Genomic DNA, 19,143 nt, shown 5'->3' on the forward strand with positions numbered 1-19,143 from the left:
ATGAACCGCGTTCTTCCCTCCGTGCTCGCTGCCTTCGCCGCTTCGGCGGTGGCATGGCTTGGGTGCGGCGGGTCGTCCTCTTCGCCGTCGGACGAAAAACCGAAGGACTACGAGTGGCAACTCCCGCAGGGCTTTCCCGTGCCCAAGGTGCCGGCGGACAACCCCATGTCGAAGGACAAGGTCGACCTGGGCCGGCACCTCTTTTACGACACGCGATTGTCGGGCAACGGGACGTACTCGTGCGCGTCGTGCCACATCCAGGAGAAAGCTTTCACCGACGGACGGCGCCGCGCCCTCGGGTCGACGAACGAGACGCACCCGCGCGGGTCGATGAGCCTCACCAACGTTGCGTATGCAACGACCTTGGCATGGGCAAACGACCTTCTGACGTCGCTGGAGACGCAGACCATGGTGCCCATGTTCGGCGAGACGCCTATCGAGCTCGGACTCGCCGGCCAGGAGGCGCAGATGCTGGAGCGCCTGCGCGCGGCACCGTACTACCCGCCCGCGTTCGCGAAGGCCTTCCCGGGCGACCCGGGGCCTTTTACCACCCAGCGCGTGGTCGAAGCGATCAGCGCCTTCGAGCGGACGATGATCTCGGGGCAGTCGCCGTACGACCGATTCGCCTTCCAGGGCGACAACGCCGCCATTTCCGAATCGGCGAAACGCGGGCGCGATCTCTTTTTCTCGGAGACGCTCGAGTGCTTTCATTGCCACGGCAATTTCAATTTTTCCGATTCGATATCGCACTCCGGGAGCGCATTCACCGAAACGATGTTTCACAACACCGGCCTGTACAACATCGACGGCAAAGGTGCCTTTCCGTCGGACAATGTCGGGCTCAAAGAAGTCTCGCACAAGGACTCCGACATGGGCCGGTTCAAGGCGCCCACGTTGCGCAACATCGCGGTCACGGCACCGTACATGCACGACGGGAGCATCTCCACCTTGGACGAAGCGCTCGATCACTATGCCGCGGGCGGGCGCACCATCGCGACCGGTCCGTACGCCGGCAATGGTTCGAAGAGTCCACTCAAGAGCGACCTAGTGGTCGGATTCGTAATTACGGCCGAACAGAAGGCCGATGTCGTTCATTTTCTCGAGAGCCTGACGGACAATGAGTTCTTGCATGATCCACGCTTTTCCAATCCGTGGACCGCGGGAGAGAGTCCATGAAATACGCTAGCAGCATGGGTCGCATCGCCGTCCTCACGGCATTGGCCATCGGCCTTCCCCTGGTTTCGTCCGTCGCCTGTTCGGGCTCGGACTCCGACGGCGTCACCGTCGCCGTGGACCTGGAAGCGCCTTCGAGCACCAAGCAGAGCATGGTGACCAAAACCTGGACGACCGATCTCGGTTACACGGTGACCCTGCAAGACGCCTACCTCGCGACGGGCAGCGTGGAGATCGTGCCGTGTGCTTCGGCGGCAAACCGGTTCGAGCTGAGAGACCTGTTCTCGGTGCGCGAGGCGCACGCCCACGTCGAGGGAAGCCCGACGAAGCTCGGCACCCCCGTGATCGAGTCGCTGCTTGCGGCCGGAGGCACCCGCGTCCACGTGGGAACGATGGCGCCGCCGCCCAATTCGTATTGCCAAGTTCGATATGGCGTTCGCGCGGCCGACGGCGACGCGGTCGGGCTCCCCAGCGACGTCTCCATGGTCGGCAAGTCGATTTACCTGCGCGGGACCCATGCGCGCGCGGGCGGCCAGCCGGTGGCCTTCGAGGCCTCGTCGGGCAGCGCCTTGGAGGTCACGGCCTCGCTTGGCCCGACCATGCTGTCGGGGAGCGGAACGCAGTCGGCCGTCTTGGTCGTACACAAGGTCGCCGACACGTGGTTCGACGGCATCGCCTTCGACACCGCGGCCTCCGACGACATCGCACGCGCGGTGCTCGAGCACGTGCGCCAATCGCTCACCATCGCCAAACAGTGAAGCGCCGATCGATTACCGGCCTGGGGATGCTCCTCGGGGCAGCGCTCACGCTGCTCGGCACGCGCAACGCCGACGCGTGCGCGGTGTGCGGCTGCGGCGATCCCACGCTCACCGCGATGGGCGCGGAAAAGCCCGCGCCCTTCCGGCTCCGCGCCGCCGTCGAATGGCGCCATCGCACGGACAACATCGGTCAAGAGCGGGTCGACCAGATCCGCCTCACCGAGGACCGCTTCGACGCGCAGCTCGCCTTTGCGCCGATCGACCGGCTTTACCTGCTGCTCACCGTGCCGACCTTGCGGCGCACCGTGAGCTACGTCAACGAAGCCGAGCGCACGCGGTGGGGGCTCGGCGACATCGAACTGCGCGCCAAGTTCTTTCTCTATCAGGACCGCGACTTCCAGCCGCGCCATCTCGTGTCCGTCGTCGGCGGCGTGAAGCTGCCCACGGCACCGCTCCAGCGCAACGATGCGGGAAGGCTCCTGCCCATCGAGCTGCAGCCCGGCACCGGATCGTTCGACCCCATCGTGGGCCTCTCGTACGCGTACTTCGCGAACCCCATTTCGTTTTACGCCAGCCTCCAAGGCACGTACCCCACGAGCGGCACCGAAGGCTTTCGCGCCAGCCCGTCGCTGCGCACCACCACCGCGCTGCAGTACCAAATCGTGACCCCGCTGGCCGTGCGCGCGGGCATCGAAACGCGCACCGACGGCAAGTCGCTCGAGGATGGTTCGCACTCGCGCGATTCGGGCGGATTCATCGGTTACGGTGCCGTGGAGGCCTTGGTGAGCCCCCTCACCGATCTCATGCTATTTGCCTCGTTCCGCATGCCCATCCTCAACGCCCTCGAGGGGTACCATGACGAAGGCCCGATGTTCGGTGCCGGCGTCGCCCTGGACTTCTAGCGGCTCGTGACATGGTCCCGCCCAGCAGCACCCCCACCGCCGACATCCGCCACGTGAGCCCGAGCATCGGCCTCGCATGGTTGGTGCGGCTTCGCTGGGGCGCGGTGGGCCTGCAAACGGTGCTCGTGCTCGTGGCGCGGCTGGCGCTCGGGCTCACGTTCCCGCTGACGGTCATCGTGCCGCTCCTGGTGGTGACGGCGACGTCGAACGCCGCGCTGGCGCTCGGGTTGCGCCGAGGCGCACGGTCCTCGCAGCGCATCTTGACCGCCGTGCTCGTGTTCGACACGCTCGTGCTCACCTTGATGCTCCACGCCACCGGTGGGGCGGCGAACCCGTTTTCCGTCTTTTACCTGGTGCAGGTCGCGCTGGCGGCCCTGCTGCTCGATGCCAGCGGCACATGGCTCGTGGCCATGTTCACGAGCATCGGCTTCGGGACGCTCTTCGCAGGGCTCGTCTTTCCCGGCGTCGCGCCCGTGCAGCCCCACGTTCACCACGCCGGCATGGACATGTCGGGCTCGTCGTTCTCGGTGCACCTGCAGGGCATGTGGGCGGCGTACACCTTGGCCGCGCTCTTCGTCGGGTACTTCGTCACGCGGCTCGCGCGCGCCCTCGAGCGGCAGCGGCGGGACCTGCTCGCGCTGCAAGAGGTGGCCGCCAAGGCCGAGAAGCTCGCGTCGTTGAGCACCTTGGCGGCGGGCGCGGCGCACGAGCTCGGAACGCCGCTGGCCACCATCGCGGTGGTCGCCAAGGAGCTCGAACGCGCCAGCGAACGCGCCGGTGGGGACGTGAAACTCGACCCAAAGAGCATCGCCGACGATGCGCGGCTGCTCCGCGCCGAGGCGGAGCGGTGCCGCACGATTCTCGCGCAGATGGGCGCCCACGCCGGGGAAAACCAGGGCGAGGCACCGCGCGCGGTGTCGGCGAACCGCATCGCCGAGGACGTGCTGGCCGCACTCGATGAAGGCCGCAGCAAGCGCGTCGCCGTTCACGTGAGCGATGCGGCCCTGACGGTGATGGCGCCGCCGCGTGCACTGGTGCAGGTGCTGCTCAACGTGGTGCGCAACGGCCTCGATGCGAGCGACGACGTGCCGTCGCCGCGCCGGCAGGTCCGCCTCGAGCTTTCGCCGTCCACCGCGGGCGGCTTCGTCGATTTCCAGGTGACCGACGAAGGCTCGGGCATCCCGCCGGAGCTCGTGGTGCGCCTCGGCGAGCCGTTTCTCACGACCAAGGCACCCGGTCGCGGGCTCGGGCTCGGGCTCTTTCTGGTGCGCGCCTTCGTCGAGCGAACGGGTGGCCGGCTCGACATCGCCTCGCGCGTGGGCGAGGGCACCAAAGTCACCTTGTCCGTACCCGCAGGAGAAGCCTCCGCATGAGCGAAGAAACCCCGCGATCCATCCTCGTCGTGGACGACGACGACACCTTCCGCACCCGCTTGGTGCGCGCCTTCGCCGATCGCGGCTTCGATGCCCGCGGCGCCGCCAACGGCGAAGAGGCCTTGCGGCGGGCCCGCACCGAAAGCCCCGAGTACGCGGTGGTGGACCTGCGCATGCCCGGCGATTTCGGCCTGGACGTGGTGCGCGCCCTTCGCGAAATCGACGAAGCCACGCGCATCGTCGTGCTCACCGGCTACGGGAGCATCGCCACCGCCATCGAGGCCATCCGCATGGGTGCCGTCGATTACCTGACCAAGCCTGCAGACGCCGACCAGATCTTGGCCGCCTTCGAAACCGGGCAAAAGGGCAAGCGCCCCGAGGACGCGGTCGCCACCGATGGAACCCCGAGCCTCGCGCGGGTCGAGTGGGAGCACATCCAGCGCGTCCTCATGGATTGCAGCGGCAATGTCTCTCAGGCTGCACGGCTCTTGGGCCTTCACCGCAGGTCGCTGCAACGTAAGCTTTCAAAACGTCCCATGCGCCGGTAGAACGACGCCCATGGCGGGTGAAAAAAGCCGGGCGTTGATCGACGAGCTGGGCCGGTATGTCATTGCGGATACGAAGCCGTTCGGTGTCGATCTGGCGAAATCCGAGGGGATGTACCTTGCGACGGTGGATGGCGAGCGGCTCTTCGATTGGGCCGGCTACTACGGAGCCAAGCTCATCGCGCACAACCACCCACGGCTCTACGAAGAAGGCTACGTGAAGCGGCTCGTCGTCGCGGCGAACAACAAGACGGCGAACCCCGACTTTCTCACGCCCGAGTGTGTCGCCTACTACCGCGAGCTTCACGCGCTCGCGCCGCGCTCGATGCGGAGCGAGTCGCTCGAAGTGTACGCGGTGAACTCGGGGGCCGAGGCCGTCGAGAACATGATGAAGTACCTGATCAACCGGCACCACGAGCGGCTGCTCGCGCAGGGCAAAATCTCGGCGGCACGCAGGTTCGTGTACTTCGAGCAAGCGTTTCACGGTCGCACCGTGTTCGCGCTGAACGTGACGCGCGTGTCGCACGATCCGGTGATGACCAAGGATTTTCACGGCTTCATGCCGGGCAACATCCAGGTTCCGTTCCCGGCCATGGATTCGACCGTCCCCGCGAGCGAGATCACGGCGCGCATGGAGCACACGCTCGGGGCGCTCGAGAATGCGTTTCGGCAATACCGCGACGAGGTGGTGGCCGTCATCGTCGAGCCGCTGCAGGGAGCTGGCGGCCATCGGATCGCACCGCCGGAGTTCTTCCCGCGCCTGTCCGCGCTTTGCCACGAGCACGGAGTGCAGCTCGGCTTCGACGAAGTGCAGACGGCCGGCGGGACGACGGGGACGTTCTTCGCCATCGACCAGTTCGACCTGCCGCACCCGCCGCAGGCCGTGGCCACCGGGAAAAAGCTGGCCAACGGCGCCGTGTACATGCAGCGGCCGATGAAGGATCTGGGCGTGCTCGACTCGACCTGGGGCGGCACGCTCGCCGACATGGTGCGCTTCGTTCAAGAGATGGACATCGTTCGCAGCGAACGGCTGATCGAGCAGGTGCCCGAGAAGACCACCGTCTTGGTGGACACCTTGGAGTCGCTCGCCCGGCGCTTTCCCGAGGTGCTGTACAACGTGCGCGGGTACGGCCTCTACCAGGGCTTCTCGCTGCGCGATCCCGCCATGAAGGGCAAGCTCGTGCGCCTCGCGCTGGAAGAGGAGAAGCTTCTCTTGCTGGGCGCCGGCGAGGACACGATTCGATTGCGCCCGCACCTCCACGTGTCTATTCCGGACATCGTGAAGCTCGGCGAGCACCTCGAGCGGCTCGTCAAAAGACTCGCTTGAGGTACCCGCGGCTGTAGGCCACGTATCCGCCGGCAGCGAGTGCGAGCAGCGCGAGGACGACGAGGAAAAAGCCGCCGCTGGACTTCTTCGGCGCCGGCTTCTCCGACGCGGGCTCGGGCTCGGGAGAAGCATCGGGAGCAGGAGCGGGAGCGGGGAGAGGACGCGCGGCCGCTGCCTCTTTCTCTTGCCGACGCTCGTGCAATTGGTAGCCGTACGCGCGCATCTTGCGGAGAAGGCGCGTGCGCTCGGCCTCCGCCGTGGCACGCCCCAGAAGCACGAGACCATGGCGCACGGAGCCGAGATCGGCGAGGCGCTGTTCGTAGGCTTCGCTCGCGGCGGCATCGCGCACGTTCGCCGCGCGCGCAGCACTGCGATAGAAGACGTCGGCCTTCTCGGAATCGCGCTCGTAGTAGATGCCGAGCTCGTAGAGGTTCGCCACGTACACCTTGGCCGGAACCGAGCCCGCATCGGCCGCGGTGCGCAGGTGCGCGGTCGCTTTCTCGAGATCCTGCGCCACCACCCCGCCCGTGAGGTGAAAGAGCGCGAGGGCATACTCGGCCTCCGCGCTCCCCAACGCGGCCGCCGCACGGTATGCGGCCATGCATCGCGCGAGATCTTTCGGCGTGTCGTTCGTCCCCACACGGTGCGCGCGCGCCAGTGCGAGCAGGGCCTCCACGTCACCGGCCGACGCAGCCTCGTCGATCGGATCCAGCGGGGCTTCGGCCTCTTCGGGCTCCTGGTTATCTCGAGGGGTTCCCGTCATGATTGATCAACGTAGCAAGCACGGACGAGAGCAGTTTGACCCGTGGCTCGTCGCCGGCAAGCTCGGTGCGACCACCGGCATTGCCGAGGTAGAAGCCCTCGAGCTGTCCGGACCAATGGGCGAAGTGGCCGCTACCGGCAAAGACGACCTCGGCGTCGCCGCCAGGCCCACCCTCGCCTTCGGCATCGAGATCGACGCTCCCCCAGTCGATCTGGGCCGGGCTCTCCACGTCGCCCACAGCCTCCGACCACGAGAGGCGCACCGGCAGCGCGGGCGTGTGCCGCGGCCGCGGGGCGAACAAGTCGACCATCGAATCGGCGATTTTCACGGCGAGGATGCGCGCCACCAAGCCGACGTCCACCGTGGTGCGCACGAAATACGGGTAAACCGCGGTGCCGAGAAGCGGAAGAATTTTCTTCGACGTGCAAACCTCGCGCACGTAGCGATCGGCCAGCGCCGCCGGCACGCCAACGTCCGATTCGCGCACGCGGGTCATCGCCGCGTTGGCCCACCAGCGCAGCACGTGCGCGAGCACCTTCTTGACCTTGTCGCTCGCCTTGATCGACATCGGCGCGACCTGCGCGAGGATCGTTTTCACTTCGTCCTCGATGTCTTCCTCCGACGCAAGGACGAGCCGCACGAAATCGCCGAAGGCGCGTCCGCTCGAGCGCCGGATCATCTCGTGTTTCACCGCCGTCACCAAGGCTTGGGCACTCGCGGCAAGGCGCTCGCGCTGCTCGGTTTCGTCCTTGGACGGGGTCATCGAGCGCAGGAGCCCGACGAGCTCCGCACGGATGCTCTCGGCTTCGTCCTGGAGCTCCTTATCCTTCACGCGCTCCGCCATCTTCGAGCGCAACCGGCTCGCCAACAGCGACACACCGCTCTTGGGCAAGCCGTTTTCCTCGCCCTCCACCGCCGCCCACTTGGCTTCGGCATCGGCCATGTGGCGCGCCACCGCGCGCGACTCGAAGTAGCCGCGCTTCACGGTCTCGTAGTCGGCATCGCCGGGACCGAGCGTCCGCATTTGGTCCGCGTACGGGTTGCGGATCCAAAACATGTTCGAAAAAGCCTCTTTGCCCCACTGGTAGACCCACGACGACTGGCTCTTCGCCCAAAAGTCGACGCACGCCTCCTGCACGCGCGATTCCCAGCGGTCTTTCGCGTTGTCGCTGCGCAGAGCGCCCAGGCTCATGTCGAACTTGGTGAGCGCCACGAAGAGGCTCGGGCTCTTGATCTCGTTCGGCGAGAGCGGTGCACCGGATTGGCGGATGCGCAGCCAATTTTCGACCTGCGACTGAAGTTGCACCGCCTCCGGCTTGGTCGGCCCGGGCGAACAAAGAACGAGCGCGGTGATCTCGCGGTCGAGGGCATATTGTTCGAAGAGAAAGGTCAGCTTGCCGCGCTTGTACACTTCGATGGCGTGCTCGAGCCGGCCGACGTTGAGCTCCGCGGGGCCGAAGCCATTGATGCCTTTGAGGGCGCGGCCACCCGGAAAATCCAGGAGATCGGTGCCGTCGAGCAGGCCCCCTGCTGCCCGGGCGTCCGGGCGCAGGACGAGGCGCAGCTCGGCGATGACCGCCGAGAGAATGCCCGGTTCGATGGCCACCTCCCGCCCGAGCTCGGGCACGAAGGCCCGCACCGGCTCACGCGCCGTTCCCAGCGAATTGAGGCAGCCTGCATCGATGATGCTCGTCGCCCCTTGGGTCGCGCGCACGTGGTCGAGGCCCACCTCGACGTGAGAAGCGTGGCCCAGCACCTCGAGCCCTTGCACGAGCACGCGCAGAAGCTGCTCGAGCGTGCGCGCATAACCGGGGCCGCCGACCAGCAGCGAGTAGACGAGGATCCACCCCGGCGCCGTGGTGATGGTGCGCGCCCAGCCCGCATCCAGCGACTGCATCTGACGACGCAGCTCGTTCAAGTAGGGGTGACGGTCGTGGTACTTTTTCTGAAGGTTGTGCCAGACGCTTTCCCAGGCGGTGGCATAGAGCGCGGGCGCCGGCGGCCCTGCTTGCACGCGCGCATCGCGCAAGCAGCGTGCGACCCGCTCCGCATCGACCGGCGGTGCGGTGCACTCGACGAGGAAGCCCGTGGCCAACGACTCGAGCAGCACGTCCAGGGGCAGAACCTGGCATTCGAAATCGCCGCGGGTCAGTGGACGGCCGGGCAAGGTCGAAAAGCGCGTCACCACGCCGGTGGACTCGACGCCCTTGGCTGGGTTGATCTCGCGCAAAAAATCGAGCTCGCGCTCCCCCGACACGACGCGGAGATGCCCCAGCTCGTGCGAGAGCAGAGCCCCCACGAGAAAGCTTTTTCCTGCCTGCGAGGGGCCGAAGAACCCGAGGCACTGCGGACGGCCGAAGGCCTTCTTCAACTTCTGCGCGCGAAGCCGCAAGTCGCGCAAAAGCGGCGCCTCGACCATGTCTTCCGAGGCGCCCAGCGCCATGGATGCGCCCTCTTCCAGCCTCGTGATGCTGTCGGCAATTTGCTGATCTAGTTGTGCCATCGGCCGTTCTTGTCCTGCCATTGTACCTTCACGGAGCCAAAGGATCCGCCCGGACGAAGCGTGACGTCGAAGGTCGCCCCCTCCCCCGTCCGCGGCGATTGCGGATCGAGCTCATCGACCCCACCGCTCACGCGCCAGCGAACCGCGTCAGGCTGAAAGTGCGAACGATGCGGCAGGCCTTTGTCATCGGTGCCCTCGCCTCCGCCGCCACCTCCGCTGCCGCTGCCACCTCCGCCCCCACCGCCGCTACCACCTCCCGGAACGACGATGATCTTCTCCTTCCCACCTTTGCCAATCAACCGAACCCGCACCCCGCCATCGGCGAGCTTCACGGCGCCGCCATCATGCCATTCCCCGGCATCTTCACCAGCATCCGCGACGCCCGCGGCATCGCCTTCCATCGCCGCATCCACCCCGGCATCCGCAACCGCCGCGGCATCCGCAACTGGGACCGCACCATCGGCCAACACCGCCACATCGGGCCCGGCATCCAGTGCCGCCACCCCGCTCTCCTTCCCACACCGCTGCAACAACCAAGCAACGAGCAGAAGAATCGCCAGAATCCCCACCCCCAACAACACCCACCACCACCACGCCCGCCCCTTCTTCTTCTCGACCTTCTTCTCCTCGACCTCAGCCTCTGCCTCTAACTCTCCCCCCGCACCCGCACCCGCACCCGCACTCGCACCCGCACCCGCACTCTCCCCAACCACCGCCCCGACGGCAGCAACAGCCGCGACAGGCGCGGGGCCTGCATCAACCGCCGCCCGCTCGAAGAAGCGCCCAAAATCGTCATACCCGTAGATGAACTCTTCCTTGCGCGACAAATCCCGCGGCGAAGCACCCCAGTTGACGACAAAAAGCTTCTTCTCGCCCGGCGAATAGAAATAATTCGCATCCGCCGCCGCATCCCCCGCCGTCGCGACGAGCGCCGGCACGGTAAACGCCGATTTGAACTTGTAATAACCGGACTGCGGATTGGCGAACTCCTTGGCCACGCGCTCGACGCAGGCCAAAAACTCGCGCATCGCCGGTCCGACTTCGGCAGCGTGGGTCGCGCGGGCTTCGGCCAAGGGGATTCGCCCCGCCACGTTCCACGCGACGCGCGTGGGGAGGCTGTCGCTGCCCTCCGTGTCGGGCACGAGCAACCGCCCATCGAAGAACTTGGGCTCGTTCAAGTCCGGCGCCAACTTCCAAATGGAAACGCCGCCAACGAGATTTGGAAGCCAGGTCGTATTCGGATTGGTCATGTTCGCACTTCGGCCCGCACGCGCACGAGGCCATTCGCCCCCACGCGGCACAAGAAGCTCTGCGGCGCCACGATGCGTGCCCCCGTGGCCACCGCGCCTTGCGCCCGCTCGTGAACTTGAGAATCGAATATCGTCTGATGATCGATACTCTCGAATCGAACGTGCTCCAGTTCTCCATTCATGAGCGAAGCCAATAGCGGCGAAATCTGTAGCCGCCCTTCCAACGCGGTGACCTCGACGAAGCGGTAATACAGCCGGCTCGCCACGAGCCCTATCCGCATTTTCGACTCTTCGTCCATCGGCACACGGAAATACACTCCAAAGGCACATGCCAGCGGAAATGCGGTTTCCTCGTGCTCGCCGGCCGACAAACTCGCGCCCAACGTCGCGAAGAACACGCGCAGTGGATACGATTTGTCCCCAACCTGTGCCCCCAAGATCGATTCATCCAACAAATCGACCATGGCCAGCTGCCCCACCAATTTGCCTGCCGCCGCCGCGTGCTCCCCACCCTCGCCGCTGCGCGCGGGGTCACGAGAAAGCACGGAGAGCAGCTCGCGCTCCAACTTCTCCGGATCGATCGCCTTGAACAAGGCACCCATCAAATCGCGCAGTTTGTCGTCAGACATAGTCGAGCAACTTGCGGAAGATGCCGGTGTCGAGCCAATAACGGTCGCTCACGATCGTCTTCAATCGGAGGACGAAATCGTCCGGCGAGAATTGGTAAACGTTGCGATGCGATATCACCTGCGTGATGCTCACCGTATTCTTGTCGACGGCAAATGTCAGGCTGACCCGGTCCTCCAAGAGCGCCCGCTCCACATCCGCATTCTTCGGTAGCACCACGAACAGCGGCGCTGCATCCATCTCCTCGGCGTCGACGTTGCGGAAGCCAATGGTCATCCCGCTCGTGTAAAGGAACGTGGCATTGCGCGAAAATTCGTTTTGGCGCGGGATGTGCGGTTCTGCCTCTTGATACAAGCCGTAAATGGGCGATTGCTCGATGTCTCGTACCTCGTCGAGCAGGAAGTTAGGCAGTCGATTGCGACTCGCAAGATGCAAAATCATCGATCCGGCCGCCACCGTCGATTTCGGGTCGATGATCAGGCCTGCGTGCCGCCACTTCGACGGATACCAATCGCCCACACGGTAATTGGCCATGGACTTGAGCCGTGGCCCCACCACCGGCATTTCGCCGACGAAGATCTCCCGCACGCAGGGGAGCGCGGACGCCCGCCCCGCGAGCACCACCAGATCGACATCGAACTGGGCGACGATGTCCGCATAGCGACGGAGCGGCTCGCGCAGGACCGAGACGATGGTTTCCTCGATTTCGGCACGGTCGAAACGGAAGAACAAATTCTGGAATCCTGGAAAGCCTGGCACCACGCCCGACAAGAAGCGATTCGCCTCCTCGAGCACGGCCGTCGAAAAGTTGGCCGACGGAAAGAGCCGCGCGATGTCCGGAACGGCATATTGCTTGTCCGGCACGTGATCCGCCGGCTCGAATCCCTCCGCGATGGCCCAGAAGCAACGCGCGAGCGGCAGCCAAAAATAGGGAACCAGTTTGGCCTTCAACGTGCGCCACGAAGCACCGTGCCCGGCGTCGCTTTCGCCGAACAAATGAATGATGCGCGTCCGCGATGCGGGCGTGGGCAACTGCGCCAAAATTTGCGTGAAGACGATCTTCTCGATCAGAGCGCAGCACACGTCGTCGCCGGCGATGTTGACGCCATCTTGGAACAACTTCGTAATGGCGAGCGACGTTCCGCTGCCCGGCATTTTGTCGCGGTATTCGGCAATCATGACGTCGCTCGTGCCGCCGCCGATGTCCACGGAAGCAACGCGCAGCGCGCCTTCTTTCCGCCCGTACACCGTCACGAGTTCCTCCATGCTCCCGCGGAAGTTCTCGGCGACCTCTTGATAGAGGTAAACCATCTGCGCGGCGAGCGCTTCGTCCACGAAGAGGAACGGATCGAAGCGCACCTGCCCCGCGTTGCCCGCGGCTTCGCCGGGCTCCATCGGCTGCACGTTGGGAAGCCGCGATGAATCGGTGTGGAGCAAATAGCCCACGAGCATCACCGCATTGCGAACGAGGCCCTCGTAGACGGCACGCTCCTCCGCGCGCATGGCCGAGGGGTACGTCATCACCAAGTGCCGCAGCACCCGCGGCACACCCTCTTTGCCCTGGAAGGCCGCGTACGCGGGCGCGTTGATCTGAGCCATGGCCTGCGACAGAATTTCCACCAAGGCAAAGAGCATCATCGTGCGCGGCGCATAGCGCGGCTCCGCAGGCGTCGCGGGACCGTCCGGACGCAGGGTCAAGCCGCCGCCGTCTTCGGCGATGTACTTCAGAATGCGCCCGAAAATGGGTTTGTACTCCCCGGCCGGGGCGCCCACACTCGTGGCGAAAAACCACGGCTCGTGGGTCGCGCGATCGTCCCAGAGGTAGCGCTTGGGCCCCGAGAGGCTGCACGCGTAGCGATGCGGCGTTTCCAGCGCGCGATCCAGCGCCTCGCGCCCCATGCGGGCAATCGACGGCAGCGCGAAGCCGGTGCCCGTGCCGAACGGCGCCACCGCTTTGTCGAACGGCGACGGAAGAAACGTGATGCGCGAGTCGAAGGTCGCATCGCTCGTGCGGAATGGGTCGAGCGAATTTCGCAATTCGAGCGGCACGGTCAGAAGCTGCCGCCCATCTTGCTCCTGCCGCGCCTCGACCAGCGCCGCGGTGGAGCGTGAATTCCCGAGGTCCACCACCAGCGAGACGGGGATGGCCAGCTCGGGACGAACCTGGGACACCTGGATGCGCGGCAACGCCGGTGCAAGTGCCTCCAGCACCGCGGCGAACTTGAACGTGCACCGCTCGATGCCGCCTGCCTCCAGCTTGCGCAGCCACTCGCGGGTCTCGGCGTGGTCGAGAAATGCCGCAAGCTCGGTCCGATCCAAGGGACGAAAGGGGCGCCCTTCATCGAGCTGCGGATCGAGCGCGCGCCCGGCCGCGCCGGCATAGGCCAATGTATCGATGGCCAGCAGGATCCGCGGTCGCCGGGCGTCCTCCGCCGAGAGGAAAACTTGAACGGCGTGCGGTGCGGAAAGCTGGTAGGGCACGGGGAGCCAGCGGTTCGACAGCTCCGCGATGTGCTCGAGCGCCGCGATCTCCACCGTGGGCTTTTCGCCTTCGCCGGCACGGCGGACGCTCGCGCCGGCCGCTCCCTGCACCAGCACGAAACCGCTCACCGTGTCGGGCAGCTCCGACCCAAGCTCGATCTCGTGGTAGACGACGCCCGTGTTGAAAAATAGCTCGAGGATGCCCGCATTCGGCTCGATGCGCGCGGACGATCGCGCCACCACGCCTTCGGCAGGCCCTTTCCCATCTTCGCCGAGCGATACCTTGCGCTTGACCATGTCGTACGGTTCTCGACCTTTATCACGTACGGCAGCCCGCCAACCTTACTGTCGGAGGGTTCGCCTTTCGGATCGAAACTCGCGGCGAAGTCGAACCGCGGCAACGCGACAATCGCGGCGGGGCCGCTGCCATGCCGTTTCGACAGGCGAGAGTCGCCGCAACGTTTGGCGCCTCTCGCATCGAGTACCGGGCAAGGGCGCCGGTCCCGCCGGGACTGTCCCGCTGCCGCGGTTCGACTGGCTCGAGGATCTCGATTCGAAACTCAACCTCCCACTGTAAAGTTCGGCTAATATTTCTCCTTCGGCTCTTTCTCGGTCAGCACTTCGACCTTGGGCAAAATGTCGTGGGCGAAGCGATCGCGCACTTCACGGGCGCGTGCTTCGTCCTCGCGCGAGGGAACGGCAATGCCTACGATGAGGCACGCGCCCTTCCAGGCCGGGTACGCGGCGAAGGCCACCGCATACGATTCACGCTCGGCCAACGTCGCCGTCTTCGCAAACACGGAATCGATTTCCACGATGCGCCTCGATTTGTCCTCGGGGCGATTCCACACGAAGGCCGAAGGCGCCTCGTGCGTGAGGTCCACCTCGAAGCTTTGCACCCAGGGCATGGCCCACTCCTCGAAGCTCTTGCCGCACACGCCCTGCGTGTCGTTGTCGGCCACGTGGGTCACGACGCCGCCGACGATGGCGTGGTGCTCTTTGCCGTAGCGAAAGCCCACCAGGCTGGGCACGCCCATGAACTTCACACGCGTCCAATGTTCCGCGTCGGGAAGCAGGATGCGCATGCTCTGCTGCTTGTCGACGCGCCCTCGCAGCGGAGCAACCTTCAATTGCTCGAGGGCGGCCGCGTGCCCATCGCCCCCTCCCCCGCCCTGCGCCGCGTGCCCGTCATCCTTGGGGGGGGACGCCGGCGCGACCACGGTGGAAGTTCTTCCACCCGAAGCATTCGAGGTTCCCGTTCCCGAACACCCGCATGCCACCGTTAAGAGGCCTATCGCCGCCACCCGAAGTATCATTCGTACCCGTTTCCTTGGACGAATGAAGTGTAGCTCAAAGTCACCTCGCCCTCCCGAGGGCTCCCGAAGTCTCCTCGGCATGCTCCGTGCTCATCTGGCGAATCACCCGATGGCTGGCTTTCGCTTCCCGCTCCTCTTCCCTCTCCTGCTCGCCGTGTCCGCAGGCCTTGGCGCCCTGACGCCCAGCTTTTCCATCGAGCCACTTCCCCCGGCGTCGCAGGAGCCGCCCCGCGGTGGCAACGGTGACAAGAGCGATCCGCCACCCGCCGACGACGGCGCCACCGCCCCCGTTTGACGCCTGTATGATCCCTGCGTCGGGGTGACGCACGGAGGATACATGCCGGGCGACCGCATGGCTGGAAGGCCACAACGAGATGCGGTACACCCGTAAGATGAGCACGACCTCCGTCTCCCCGACAGGCGCCCCGTTCGCGAGCTCGAGCTCGGTGCTGGCAGGGCCCCCGAAAGTTCCGACCACCAACCCGCGTCTTTTGGCGTGGGTCAACGAAATGGTTGCACTCTGCAAGCCGGACCACGTCGTGTGGGCCGACGGCAGCGAGGAAGAAAAAGATCGCCTCACCAAAGAGGCGGTCGACGCGGGCGTGATCACTCCGCTCAATCAGGAAAAGCTCCCGGGCTGTTACCTGCACCGCTCCAACCCGAACGACGTCGCCCGGGTCGAGCAGCTCACCTTCATCTGTACCCCAACCAAAGACGAGGCCGGGCCGACCAACAACTGGATGGCCCCCAAAGAGGCTTACGACAAACTCGGTAAGCTCTTCGACGGCTCGATGCGCGGCAAAACCATGTACGTGGTGCCGTACATCATGGGCCCGGCCGGCTCGCCGATGTCGAAGGTCGGCGTCGAGTTGACCGACAGCGTCTACGTGGTGCTCAACATGCGCATCATGGCCCGCATGGGCACGATCGCCCTGAAAGAGCTGGGCGACTCCAACGACTTCAACCGCGGCCTGCACTCGGTGCTCGACTGCAACCCGGAGCGCCGCTTCATTTGCCACTTCCCGCAGGACAACACCATTTGGTCCGTGGGCAGCGGCTACGGCGGCAACGTGCTGCTCGGCAAAAAGTGTCTCGCGCTGCGCATCGGCAGCTACCTCGGTCGCAAAGAAGGATGGCTCGCGGAGCACATGCTCATCCTCGGCGTGGAGAGCCCCGAGGGCGAGATGACCTATGTCGCCGCCGCCTTCCCCAGCGCCTGTGGCAAGACCAACTTCGCCATGATGGTGCCCACGAACCGCTTCAAAGGCTGGAAGATCTACACCGTGGGCGACGACATCGCCTGGATGAAGGTGGGCGAGGACGGGCGTCTGCGCGCCATCAATCCGGAGTTTGGCTATTTCGGAGTCGCGCCGGGGACCAACTTCAAGAGCAACCCCAATGCGATGAAGACCATCTCGCACGACACGATTTACACCAACGTGGCGACGACGCCCGACGGTGACGTGTGGTGGGAGGGCAAGGACGGCGACATCCCGAACGAGCTGACGGATTGGCAAGGCCGCCCCTGGTCGCGCAAAGGCTCGACGGAAAAGGCCGCGCACCCCAACTCGCGCTTCACCGCGCCGATGCGCAACAACCCGGCGCTTTCGCGCTTCGCGGAGGATCCGGAGGGGGTGCCCATCAGCGCCATCATCTTCGGCGGGCGCCGCGCCACCACGATTCCGCTGGTCATTCAGGCCTTCAGCTGGACCCACGGCGTCTTCTTCGGCTCGGCCCTCGGCTCGGAAACGACAGCTGCCGCCGCGGGCAAGGTGGGCGTGGTGCGGCGCGATCCCTTCGCGATGCTACCCTTCTGCGGGTACAACATGGCCGATTACTTCGCGCATTGGTTGGAGATGCAAGCATTCATCACCAACCCGCCGAAGGTCTTCATGGTGAACTGGTTCCGCCAGGACAAAAACGGCAACTACCTCTGGCCGGGTTTCGGCGAGAACATGCGCGTCCTCAAGTGGATCGTGGACCGGGCGCGCCTGCGCGTCGGTGGGCAGGAAACGCCGTTTGGCTGGGTTCCACGCGCGGGCGACCTGGACCTTTCCGGCCTGCACATCTCGCACGAGCAGGTCGATGCGGCGACCGAGATCGATCTCGACGAGTGGAAGGCCGAGCTCGAATCGCACGCCGAGTTCTATGGAAAATTCGGCGACCGTTTGCCCAAGGTGCTCGAGCTCCAGCGGGAAATGTTCCTCGCCCGCATCGACGCATTCAAAAAGCGCAAGTGGGGCGCAGGCCAGCTCCTCGACTGAGCCCGCGCACACGAACCAGAGAGAGATTGAACATGAAGGCGGGAAGACGGGAAGGTTTGAGGTTTCTGCTCGTCGACACTGGGCCCAACTGCAAATCCCCAAAAACCCTTCCCGCCTTCCCGTCCTTCATGTGAATTTTCTGATTTTCATGAGAGTTACGAGAGCATGACCGAGCTATTGACCCCCGAGGCGTTCGTCCGCGAACTCGATGCGCAAAACCGCGCAGCGCTCGAGCGCATTGCTGCTGCCACCAAAGGGCCGCCCGCATGTGCCGAGCGCGCGGAGGGCAAAGTGTGCGAGGGCAAGAAGCTCGACGTGGCCACGTTGCTCAAGCTCGCGCTGAAGAACGAGCTGGAGGCCACCGAGTGCGCGGCGGCGTGGATCCCGACGACCACCGACGTGGACGTGAAGCTCGCGCTCGCGCGCCAGGCGGGGGACGAGGCGAAGCACTATCGGCTGATTCAAAAGCGACTGCGCGAGATGGGCGTCGACACGTCGGATCTCGACCCCCTCGCGCAGGGACGGAGCCCGCTCTTGCAGTTCCTCCTTGGCCTGGAGGGAACCGTGGCCAGGGTGGCCGCCGGGCAGTTCACCCGCGAGGCGCTGGCGGTGGTGAAGAACGCGGAGTTCGTCGTCTTCTGCGAAGAGCAAGAGGACTTCCCCACCGCCGCGCTCTACAAGGGCACCATTCAGCCGGACGAAGAGCATCATCACGAGCTCGGTCGTTCGCTCCTTCTTAAATTAGCCACCACGGTGGAAGTGCAGGAGGCGGCGCGTGCGGCGAGCCGGCGCACCCTGGAGCTCGCCGAGGAGCTGCAAGAGATCGCGCGCATGCGTGCGGGCATCACCCGGGCACCGGGCTGCTGAAGTGTGCTAATAAGCCTGGCCGTGCATGTTGCCAGACATCGCGTGATCGAACGTCGACACGCGACCGCCCTCAACGCGACCTACGAGAAAACTTTACGACGGCTCCTCGAGCGAGCCGAAACGAAGCCCTACGCGCTCGCAACGCTGATTGCGGATGCGGTGGTTCGCGCCGGTGTGCTGGCCACGGTGAACGAGAGCTCACCCGAGATTCCCAAGCTGATTCGCGTGGCCGCCCAATCGGGCACCGCCCTCTTTGCACTCGCGCGCAGCGCCGGTCATCCCCTCGAGCTACCTCTCGGCGACACACCCAAGACGGTGAGCGGCAAGCCGGATGACACGCAGATCCACGTCGCGCGCTGGCTCGACACCTTTTGGACGGCGACGCTAGGCCGCGACACGCCCTCCATCGTGCGCCTCCTCGAGACATCGACGGACGATCTTCGCCGCTCGCCCACCAAGGGTGACGAGTTCCAATATCACCTGGTCGATGTCCTTCGCGCAGCGGCCATCGACGACCAGACGGCCGCACTCGAGCACTTGGGCCTTGCCACGCGCAAGACCAGTGCGGAAGCCGTCCGCGTGGTCGCACTCGACCGGGTCGAGGAAATCGAGATTCCCGTTCTGGCCGCGCTCACCCGCCTCCTCGAACGCGACGAAGCGGGCTTCGGCGCCGCCATCCGCATGGTGCTCGAACTCCATGGTCGCTTCTGGAACGAGGGCGAACGCCGCGACGATCTCGCCGGCCTCGTTTGCGTTCGCGCCGGCGCATTGCTCGTGATGGCCAAAGAGCGCGGGATCGTGCCCGACGTCACCTCGGACTTCGTCCCCGCGCTCCTTCTGGATTTTTAGGCTCGATTTCTAGCGCCTCGAGGCGCGGCCAGGGCTGGAACGTTGCATTGGTATCGAAAGCGCGCGTTTCGAAACTACCCAATTGAGTAGTTTCGAAACAATGCGATAGGCCCTGCCAGCGCAGCCGTGACGCCGGCGATTTTTC

16 protein-coding genes are annotated in these 19,143 nt (G+C 65.4%); 10 read left to right on the plus strand and 6 right to left on the minus strand.

What is annotated here, in order from left to right; all coding sequences use genetic code 11:
• The 6 genes from LVJ94_37015 to LVJ94_37040 are packed head-to-tail and all read left to right on the plus strand — an operon-like array spanning position 1 to position 6,078.
• Entirely contained in the window at positions 1–1,176 is a 1,176-nt protein-coding gene (locus LVJ94_37015) for a di-heme enzyme (GenBank protein WXB02505.1), read from the plus strand.
• Entirely contained in the window at positions 1,173–1,931 is a 759-nt protein-coding gene (locus LVJ94_37020; protein WXB02506.1) for a hypothetical protein, read from the plus strand. Before LVJ94_37015 ends, LVJ94_37020 begins: the two co-directional genes overlap by 4 nt.
• Entirely contained in the window at positions 1,928–2,833 is a 906-nt protein-coding gene (locus LVJ94_37025; GenBank protein ID WXB02507.1) for a transporter, read from the plus strand. Before LVJ94_37020 ends, LVJ94_37025 begins: the two co-directional genes overlap by 4 nt.
• Before the next feature lie 11 nt (positions 2,834–2,844).
• On the plus strand, positions 2,845–4,206 hold the full coding sequence (locus tag LVJ94_37030) for an ATP-binding protein (protein WXB02508.1): 1,362 nt from the start codon (positions 2,845–2,847) through the stop codon (positions 4,204–4,206).
• A complete protein-coding gene (locus LVJ94_37035) occupies positions 4,203–4,754 on the plus strand; it encodes a response regulator transcription factor (protein ID WXB02509.1) in 552 nt (183 codons plus the stop codon). The genes LVJ94_37030 and LVJ94_37035 overlap by 4 nt, the downstream gene beginning before the upstream one ends.
• A 10-nt stretch (positions 4,755–4,764) precedes the next feature.
• Positions 4,765–6,078, plus strand: a complete 1,314-nt coding sequence (locus LVJ94_37040) for an aminotransferase class III-fold pyridoxal phosphate-dependent enzyme (GenBank protein WXB02510.1) — start codon at positions 4,765–4,767, stop codon at positions 6,076–6,078.
• Here LVJ94_37040 and LVJ94_37045 read toward each other — a convergent pair.
• The 6 genes from LVJ94_37045 to LVJ94_37070 all read right to left on the minus strand — a co-directional run bounded on the left by LVJ94_37045 (position 6,062) and on the right by LVJ94_37070 (position 14,922).
• The gene (locus tag LVJ94_37045) at positions 6,062–6,841 is read right to left on the minus strand and encodes a hypothetical protein (protein ID WXB02511.1); all 780 of its coding nucleotides are present in this window, start codon (positions 6,839–6,841) and stop codon (positions 6,062–6,064) included. The genes LVJ94_37040 and LVJ94_37045 overlap by 17 nt on opposite strands.
• Positions 6,819–9,344 (minus strand): putative virulence factor, encoded by a 2,526-nt coding sequence (locus tag LVJ94_37050; protein ID WXB02512.1) that lies wholly within the window; start codon positions 9,342–9,344, stop codon positions 6,819–6,821. Before LVJ94_37050 ends, LVJ94_37045 begins: the two co-directional genes overlap by 23 nt.
• Positions 9,332–10,594 carry a hypothetical protein gene (locus LVJ94_37055; protein WXB02513.1) on the minus strand — a complete coding sequence of 421 codons (1,263 nt, stop codon included), beginning with the start codon at positions 10,592–10,594 and terminating at the stop codon, positions 9,332–9,334. Before LVJ94_37055 ends, LVJ94_37050 begins: the two co-directional genes overlap by 13 nt.
• Positions 10,591–11,223, minus strand: coding sequence for a hypothetical protein (locus LVJ94_37060; GenBank protein ID WXB02514.1), 633 nt, complete (start codon positions 11,221–11,223; stop codon positions 10,591–10,593). Before LVJ94_37060 ends, LVJ94_37055 begins: the two co-directional genes overlap by 4 nt.
• A complete protein-coding gene (locus LVJ94_37065; protein ID WXB02515.1) occupies positions 11,216–13,999 on the minus strand; it encodes a virulence factor SrfB in 2,784 nt (927 codons plus the stop codon). The genes LVJ94_37060 and LVJ94_37065 overlap by 8 nt, the downstream gene beginning before the upstream one ends.
• 287 nt (positions 14,000–14,286) lie before the next feature.
• Complete coding sequence (locus LVJ94_37070; GenBank protein ID WXB02516.1) at positions 14,287–14,922, minus strand: hypothetical protein; 636 nt, start codon at positions 14,920–14,922, stop codon at positions 14,287–14,289.
• 175 nt (positions 14,923–15,097) lie between these two features.
• Here LVJ94_37070 and LVJ94_37075 point away from each other — a divergent pair, with 175 nt between their 5' ends.
• The 4 genes from LVJ94_37075 to LVJ94_37090 all read left to right on the plus strand — a co-directional run bounded on the left by LVJ94_37075 (position 15,098) and on the right by LVJ94_37090 (position 18,998).
• On the plus strand, positions 15,098–15,313 hold the full coding sequence (locus LVJ94_37075; GenBank protein WXB02517.1) for a hypothetical protein: 216 nt from the start codon (positions 15,098–15,100) through the stop codon (positions 15,311–15,313).
• Positions 15,314–15,527: 214 nt separating this feature from the next.
• Positions 15,528–17,282 carry a phosphoenolpyruvate carboxykinase (GTP) gene (locus tag LVJ94_37080; protein WXB10781.1) on the plus strand — a complete coding sequence of 585 codons (1,755 nt, stop codon included), beginning with the start codon at positions 15,528–15,530 and terminating at the stop codon, positions 17,280–17,282.
• Between the two features lie 165 nt (positions 17,283–17,447).
• Entirely contained in the window at positions 17,448–18,149 is a 702-nt protein-coding gene (locus LVJ94_37085; GenBank protein WXB02518.1) for a ferritin-like domain-containing protein, read from the plus strand.
• A gap of 42 nt (positions 18,150–18,191) precedes the next feature.
• Positions 18,192–18,998 carry an immunity 49 family protein gene (locus LVJ94_37090; protein WXB02519.1) on the plus strand — a complete coding sequence of 269 codons (807 nt, stop codon included), beginning with the start codon at positions 18,192–18,194 and terminating at the stop codon, positions 18,996–18,998.
• Positions 18,999–19,143: the final 145 nt, after the last annotated feature.

This window comes from Sorangiineae bacterium MSr11367 (genome assembly GCA_037157805.1).
Taxonomy (GTDB): Bacteria; Myxococcota_A; Polyangia; order Polyangiales; family Polyangiaceae; genus Pendulispora; species Pendulispora rubella.

Bases quoted from the DNA above. Each gene is read 5' to 3' on its own strand.
- LVJ94_37075 (WXB02517.1), top strand. From the start codon at position 15,098: ATGCTCCGTGCTCATCTGGCGAATCACCCGATGGCTGGCTTTCGCTTC.
- LVJ94_37015 (WXB02505.1), top strand. From the start codon at position 1: ATGAACCGCGTTCTTCCCTCCGTGCTCGCTGCCTTCGCCGCTTCGGCG.
- LVJ94_37035 (WXB02509.1), top strand. From the start codon at position 4,203: ATGAGCGAAGAAACCCCGCGATCCATCCTCGTCGTGGACGACGACGAC.
- LVJ94_37050 (WXB02512.1), bottom strand. From the start codon at position 9,344: ATGGCACAACTAGATCAGCAAATTGCCGACAGCATCACGAGGCTGGAA.
- LVJ94_37020 (WXB02506.1), top strand. From the start codon at position 1,173: ATGAAATACGCTAGCAGCATGGGTCGCATCGCCGTCCTCACGGCATTG.
- LVJ94_37030 (WXB02508.1), top strand. From the start codon at position 2,845: ATGGTCCCGCCCAGCAGCACCCCCACCGCCGACATCCGCCACGTGAGC.
- LVJ94_37065 (WXB02515.1), bottom strand. From the start codon at position 13,999: ATGGTCAAGCGCAAGGTATCGCTCGGCGAAGATGGGAAAGGGCCTGCC.
- LVJ94_37055 (WXB02513.1), bottom strand. From the start codon at position 10,594: ATGACCAATCCGAATACGACCTGGCTTCCAAATCTCGTTGGCGGCGTT.
- LVJ94_37085 (WXB02518.1), top strand. From the start codon at position 17,448: ATGACCGAGCTATTGACCCCCGAGGCGTTCGTCCGCGAACTCGATGCG.
- LVJ94_37045 (WXB02511.1), bottom strand. From the start codon at position 6,841: ATGACGGGAACCCCTCGAGATAACCAGGAGCCCGAAGAGGCCGAAGCC.
- LVJ94_37040 (WXB02510.1), top strand. From the start codon at position 4,765: ATGGCGGGTGAAAAAAGCCGGGCGTTGATCGACGAGCTGGGCCGGTAT.
- LVJ94_37080 (WXB10781.1), top strand. From the start codon at position 15,528: ATGGTTGCACTCTGCAAGCCGGACCACGTCGTGTGGGCCGACGGCAGC.
- LVJ94_37060 (WXB02514.1), bottom strand. From the start codon at position 11,223: ATGTCTGACGACAAACTGCGCGATTTGATGGGTGCCTTGTTCAAGGCG.